General features: G+C 35.4%; 6 protein-coding genes. All 6 read right to left on the bottom strand.

Annotated elements, in window-relative coordinates; translation table 11 throughout:
• Positions 1-1326 (bottom strand): GH3 auxin-responsive promoter family protein (locus JJE11_RS12095; RefSeq protein ID WP_291635948.1); only part of this gene is annotated, 1326 nt, incomplete at its 3' end.
• Positions 1327-1623: 297 nt separating this feature from the next.
• Positions 1624-2814 (bottom strand): pyridoxal phosphate-dependent aminotransferase, encoded by a 1191-nt coding sequence (locus JJE11_RS12090; RefSeq protein WP_291635947.1) that lies wholly within the window; start codon positions 2812-2814, stop codon positions 1624-1626.
• A 39-nt stretch (positions 2815-2853) separates the two neighbouring features.
• The gene (locus JJE11_RS12085) at positions 2854-3522 is read right to left on the bottom strand and encodes a hypothetical protein (protein WP_291635945.1); all 669 of its coding nucleotides are present in this window, start codon (positions 3520-3522) and stop codon (positions 2854-2856) included.
• Entirely contained in the window at positions 3519-4088 is a 570-nt protein-coding gene (locus JJE11_RS12080; protein WP_291635943.1) for an indolepyruvate oxidoreductase subunit beta, read from the bottom strand. The genes JJE11_RS12085 and JJE11_RS12080 overlap by 4 nt, the downstream gene beginning before the upstream one ends.
• Position 4089: 1 nt before the next feature.
• Positions 4090-5904 (bottom strand): indolepyruvate ferredoxin oxidoreductase subunit alpha, encoded by a 1815-nt coding sequence (gene iorA, locus JJE11_RS12075; RefSeq protein WP_291635941.1) that lies wholly within the window; start codon positions 5902-5904, stop codon positions 4090-4092.
• Between the two features lie 47 nt (positions 5905-5951).
• A partial coding sequence (locus JJE11_RS12070) for a phosphate acyltransferase (RefSeq protein WP_291635939.1) occupies positions 5952-6671 on the bottom strand: 720 nt, incomplete at its 5' end.

The raw sequence follows: 6671 nt of genomic DNA, 5'->3' as shown, positions 1-6671 counted from the left end.
GGTAGTAGACTCAAGGGCGTACCGCACTGCCTGTTCTGAGGTCTTCTCCCCCGCTATGTTAAGGAGTTGTCCTTTGCGATACATGAACTCAATTACAGGACTTTGGTTTGAATGACCAACGACTTTTATCACATCCCCCATCCGATACCTGTAAAAACCAGAGTAGTTCGTGATGACGACCTCATACATCTCTCCGACGTTTAGCTCATCTAAATCAAAGGTTGTTGGACTCGGATTATTAGATTCCGAAAGAGAAATAAATTCAAAATAAGCTGACCGAGGTGTAACGACATAACTTACATCATTTACGTTAGTAGCTATTCCTATTAATGCCTCTGTCGCTCCATACATAGCTGAAAAAATAGGCAAATCCCCAATATAATACCGCAATCTATCTAGGTAAATGCCAAAACTTCCACCAACCACGCAAGAAATATTGACCATCTTCGGCCACACCCTTTGGGCAATCCCTTGCATTCCTTTGCTCAATTCCTTCTCTAGCTCCAATGCCCGGACAGGATCAGGCTTTAAGCGCTCTTTTAGCTTGTCCCTTACTCCAAAATCCAAGTTCAAGCGGGGCGAGACTATTCCTTTGGCGAGGTCATCAATAATTTCCAACCACTGTTCTTCTAACACTCCAAAAAGTTGTACAATCCCAGAGGGAAAAGGAGACATCATATACGCCAAGTTCCGCTCTTTCAACGCAAACAACAAATGTAAATAATTAGCATCTTGCTGATTTTTGATAGCAAGGACTTCAATTGGAGATGTCCAAAAATAGTGAAGCATCTTTTTCATGGATTGTACCCCACCTGAGGTCCCTGAACCGAAGGGAATTCCCACTGGAGTATTCCCTGATTGCAACATATTCATAAGAAGCAAACCCTTGCCACCCGTCCTTGCAGCAGGGAGAGCATTAGAAAGTGCCCCATGTTGAAGAAACATCATACTCATATTAGTAATCTTCCTTGTTTTTGCAGTGGTGGGAATGCGTTTTTGTTTCCCTGTAGTACCCGAACTTAATCCAAAATACTTAACATCATCAGATGTTAGTACATTTTCAAGACCTGCGGCAATTTCATCAATATAGTTTTCGTAGTCGGAATAACTCGTTAATGGCACAACACGCTTGTAATCCGAGGATCTACGTATGACTTCAAACTCATATAAGCGTCCATAAACTGTCTTTGAATTATTTTTTAGAATTTCATTTAATATGGCACGATTAACGTCCCCTGCTTTGATTGTGTCCTTAACAAACTTATTATAAAAGAAATCAGAACACATAGCATAGGATCGATTAATTACCCAATCCAGTATATTCATATCCTATTACTCCTTCTCGTAAAAATTTAAAATGTCCTTGTTTTAAATATATATCATGGAATTGATTTTTTGCGTGTCTCCCATTTGTATATATTACCATGTTTTATATTATATTTATATGTTTTTCCTTATCTATTTGAACAAAACTTTTAAGCATTTTATATGCTATGGAGAAAATTTGCATAATCTAAAAAAGAAGGTGCTCTTGTAGTAATAGAGACCATAACGATGGACCTATTACTCCCTAAGAGCACCTATATAATCTTTTTGATAATTCTACTTTAGCATGTTATTAGTTTAATTAATCTCATATAATTTAGCTAATTTATCAAAAGCTAATAATGAATTTTGTATTTTATCATAAGCTATGCAATAAGATAACCTTGCATGCCCTGGGCATCCAAATGCAGATCCTGCTACTAACAATAAGTTGAATTGTTTTGCATCCTCGCAGAATTTTTTATCATCTGCTATTGGCGTTCTCATAAATAAATAAAATGCACCTTGTGGTTTTACACAAGTAAACCCTAGTTTTATAAGATAGTTGTATAAAAGATCTCTGTTTCGCTTATATATACTGACATCAATTTCAGAATCTAGGCAATTTCCGATAACCCGTTGGAAAAGTGATGGTGCATTTACAAAACCTAAAATCCTGTTGGCCACATTTAATGACTTCATTATATCATCAAATGAATCCATATTTGTATTTGCAACTACATATCCTATTCTCTCCCCAGGAAGTGACAATGATTTACTATAAGAATATCCAATAAATGAATTTTTGTAGTATTTTAAAATATATGGAACGAAAACATTATCATAAACTATTTCCCTATATGGCTCATCAGATATTAGATATATGCTTGTGCCTAGTTCTTCTTCTTTTTCATTAAGCAATTTTGATAAATCTTGAATAATCTTTTCTGAATATACAATGCCTGTTGGATTGTTTGGTGAATTGATAATAATTGCTTTTGTTTTACTATTTATTACATCTTTTAAAACCTGCACATCAGGTTCAAAAGTATCAATATCCGTAGAACCCACTACAAGTTTCCCATCAAAGTTATTTACATAATTTCTGTATTCACCAAAAAATGGTGCGAAAACAATAACTTCATCATCAGGGTTAAGTAATGTTTTGAGCAAAATATTTAATCCTCCAGCTGCACCACAGGTCATAACTATGTTACTGCATGAAATATTTATATCATGTTTTTTATTTAAAAATTCAGCTATTTTAGTTCTTACATCTTCATATCCAGAATTATTCATATACCCATGTACAAGTCCAGGAACAGTTTCATTTAATACTTTATTAATTTCAATTTTAATATTCTCAGGAGGTGCAACATTGGGATTACCCAAGCTGTAATCAAAAACATTCTCTTCACCATAAATACCAGATAATCTTTTGCCTTCCTCAAACATAGCTCTTATTATAGAACTATTAGCCACCAAATCTTTCATTTTATTAGATATCATTTTTATGCTCCTTTCTATATACTTTGGATTTACTAAATTCTACACGCTTTTTAATACCTGAGCTGACTTTCCTTTTTTAGCAATTGTAAGTAACACGCCTAGAGCTATAGATAGGAACGCTGATACAATAACTCTGTACTGTCCCGGCAACATAAATACTACCGTGTGAGCAGGTATCCAGAAAAAAGGACATGTTTTAATCCAACTAAATTCCACTAGTGAATGCCAATCGTTTTTATCTATTATCTCACTCATTGTAACTTTGCCACCATTTTTCTCATACCTCATGCTTATATACATTTCTGCAAATCTATGGAATAACATCATCATTGGTCCAAAAGTAAGATTCATAATCGCACTTCCGAAAAATGCTTGTGCAAGTACTGATCCTTCAAATGGAAGTTTAGCAGATGCTTGCGCAACTGCTACTCCACCCATGTATACTGTAAATACAAGGGTAATCATTAACCCTATTACTCCCCAAACAAGAACTTTATAAATAATCCCCTTCGGAATAACCCAATCACCTTTTAAAATTCTTGCTCCAAGTAGATCTCCCATTGTGGCTAATATTCCAAACTTAATAAACCCTCCTATATATGGATGCGAATCAGTAGCCCCAATAAATACTTCTCTCGTTGCTGGAACTACTAAGATAAGTACCCAAATTAATAGCACACCCACCCATAAAAGATCTCCTTTTTTCATGCGAGGCTCATTCCAACTTCAATAGCCTTTAAGTTGAGCTCAACAAATTTTGGTTTAACATTTTCTTTTATTATTTTATTCCAATTTATATCTTCGAGTCCCATTGCCTTAATTAGAGTTCCTAGCAGTATGACATTCATAACCTTTGAATTTCCAAGCTCTTTAGCATGTTTTGCAGCATCTACTATTGTTGTCTGCACTTTGCCACTCAGTTCTTCAACAATTCCTGACGGGTAATCAAATTTCCCAGAAAGAATTGGCATGGAGTCTATTTCATAATCGTTAACTACAATCTTTCCATCCGGTTTTAAATACTTAAGCCATCTCATGGCTTCCATTTTCTCAAAGGAAACTAATATATCAGCTCCACCAATTTCAATTACAGGAGATTGTACATCCTCGCCATATCTAACCTGGGACGAAACAGATCCCCCTCTTTGAGACATTCCATGTATTTCGCTCATTTTAACATCGTATCCTGCTTCCATTAAGCCCGTTGTCAAAAGCTTACTAGCAAGAATAGTACCTTGGCCACCTACTCCAACTAACATTATATTTTTTGTCATATTATTTTACCTCCTTTGCAATTGCTTTCACTGGGCATACTTGCTCGCAAACGCTGCAACCAACACATAGAACCTTATCTATGCTAGATTTTTTCGTTATTTTATCAAAGGATATTGCTGGACATCCAACTTTAAGACATTTTTTACATCCTATACATTTCTCCACGTCAACCTCAAATTTTTCCTTAAAAGCACCCTGAAATTCTTCTTTATCTTCCTTCGAGAATTTTTTTAATACGCAGGGCCATCTAGTAATAATCACTGATGCTTCATTTAACGCGTAAGCCCAATCTATAGTTTCTTTCATTTCTTTTAAGTCATTTGGATTTATTACTCTTACATTCTTAATTCCACAAGCTTTTACAAGTGCTTCTATATCTACAATTTCTGTTTCTAAGCCTTGAAGTGTATATCCTGTACCTGGATTTTGTTGATGTCCTGTCATACCCGTAACTCTATTATCTAAGATTATGTTTATAGAATTACCTTTGTTATAAACCACATCTAATAATGAGTTAATTCCAGTATGGAAAAATGTAGAGTCACCAAGTACTGATACTACTCTGGTTTCATTGTCCTTTTTCATATTAAATACTTGTTGTGCACCATGTCCCATGCTAATACTAGCGCCCATACATATTGACCAATCCATAGCATTATAAGGCTCAGCGTAACCTAGCGAATAACATCCTATATCACCAGAAATTACAGCGTTTTTTCTCTTCCCAATTTCATAGAAAAAGCCTCTGTGAGGACACCCTGCACATAGTGTTGGTGGTCTTGAAACAACTTTGCACTCATCATATTCTATAGTTTCCATGCTCTTACCATAAACTGATTTTCTAATTACATCTGGAGTAAGTTCTCCAATGCTTGGGAATGTATTTTTCCCGAAGCATTCTATTCCAAGTATTTTAAGTTCATTTTCAATTATTGGATCATTCTCTTCTATCACATAGATCTTATCGACTTTCGATGCAAACTCACTCATCATTGCTTTCGGAAGCGGATTTGTGAACCCAAGTTTCAAATAAGAAGCATTATCACCAAAAACCTCTTTTGCAAATTTGTAACTACATCCAGACGCTACTACACCAATTTTTGTATCTTTCGATCCATTATCTTGCGATACGCTATCATTTAATTCCATATAGTTTAAAGGTGTATTGTTTGAGAACTCTTCCAATCTATTTAGTCTTTCTTCTACTTTTGTTCGCATAATTGTTGAATGAGCTGGCACAGGCATATACTTTCTCACATCTTTAACATATTCCTTAATTTCAACTTCACATCTGTCTTCACATTCAACTATGCCCTTAGAATGACAAATCCTTGTAGTAATTCTAAAAAGTACTGGACTATCATATTTTTCACTGATTTCAAAAGCATCTTTAATCATATCTTTTGCTTCTTGACTGTCAGATGGCTCAAACATTGGTATTTTAGCAAATCTTGCATAGTTTCTGTTATCTTGTTCGTTCTGTGATGAATGCATTCCTGGTTCATCTCCAGAAACTATAACAACTCCACCGTTAATTCCTGTATAAGAACTTGTAAAAAGTGGATCTGCGGCAACGTTAAGACCGACGTGCTTCATTGCAGCTATTGATCTAGCCCCCGCAAACCCCGCTCCAATTACTGCTTCTACAGCAACCTTTTCATTTGTAGCCCACTCGGCTAAAATATCATCTTTATATAATGCAATATTTTCTAATATTTCAGTACTAGGTGTTCCTGGATATGCTGATGCAAATCTTACCCCTGCTTCATATGCTCCACGAGCAATAGCTTCATTTCCTGTTAATAATTTTTTCATATTGTCACTCCTTTTTCTTTTGCTTACAATAATATTTTTTTATATTTTTACTTAACTGCGGCTGCTGATAATACTAACGATAAATATTTTTCTTCAGCTGTGGCCCCTCGTGAAGTCAAAACAATAGGCACTTTTGCTCCAACTATAAAGCCTGCCATTTTCGCCCCAGCAGAGAAAATTAGTGATTTTCCTAGTATATTCCCTGTTGTGATATTAGGAACCACTAAAATATCAGTATCTTCTGTAACAGGACTATCAAAACCCTTTATTTTTGCAGATTCCTTACTCATAACTAAATCATAGGATATAGGTCCTTCTATAATACAATTTTTAATCTCTCCGCAAGTACTCATTTTCTTTAACATATCCGCCTCAACAGTTTCCGGCATTTTTGGATTTACTCCCTCTACCGCAGTAAGAACTGCAACCTTTGGTTTTTCATACCCCATAGCTATAAATGCATCAACTGCATTCTCAATGATTTGTTTTTTATCATTTAGATTAGGGTACATCATCATTCCACCGTCTGTAACTGCAAGTAACTTGTGATACGTTGGCACTTCAAATATAGCAACATGGGACATAACGCTTCCTGTTCTGAGTCCCTTTTCCTTGTTAACCACTGCCCTTAAAAGATCTGCAGTCTGAATTTTCCCCTTCATTATAAAGTCTGCTTTATTATCACGTATAAGTTCTACTGCTTTCATAGCAGCAGCTACATCGCTATCTACATTAATAATGGCATTATCATCTATACTCTCATCTAG

Origin of the sequence: Clostridium sp. (assembly GCF_016650095.1) — a bacterium.
GTDB lineage: Bacteria > Bacillota > Clostridia > Clostridiales > Clostridiaceae > Clostridium_AD.
This window is presented reverse-complemented; position numbering and strand designations above follow the sequence as displayed.

Coding starts and splice junctions, on each gene's coding strand:
- JJE11_RS12090 (WP_291635947.1), bottom strand. CDS start 2,814: ATGATATCTAATAAAATGAAAGATTTGGTGGCTAATAGTTCTATAATA.
- JJE11_RS12085 (WP_291635945.1), bottom strand. CDS start 3,522: ATGAAAAAAGGAGATCTTTTATGGGTGGGTGTGCTATTAATTTGGGTA.
- JJE11_RS12080 (WP_291635943.1), bottom strand. CDS start 4,088: ATGACAAAAAATATAATGTTAGTTGGAGTAGGTGGCCAAGGTACTATT.
- iorA (WP_291635941.1), bottom strand. CDS start 5,904: ATGAAAAAATTATTAACAGGAAATGAAGCTATTGCTCGTGGAGCATAT.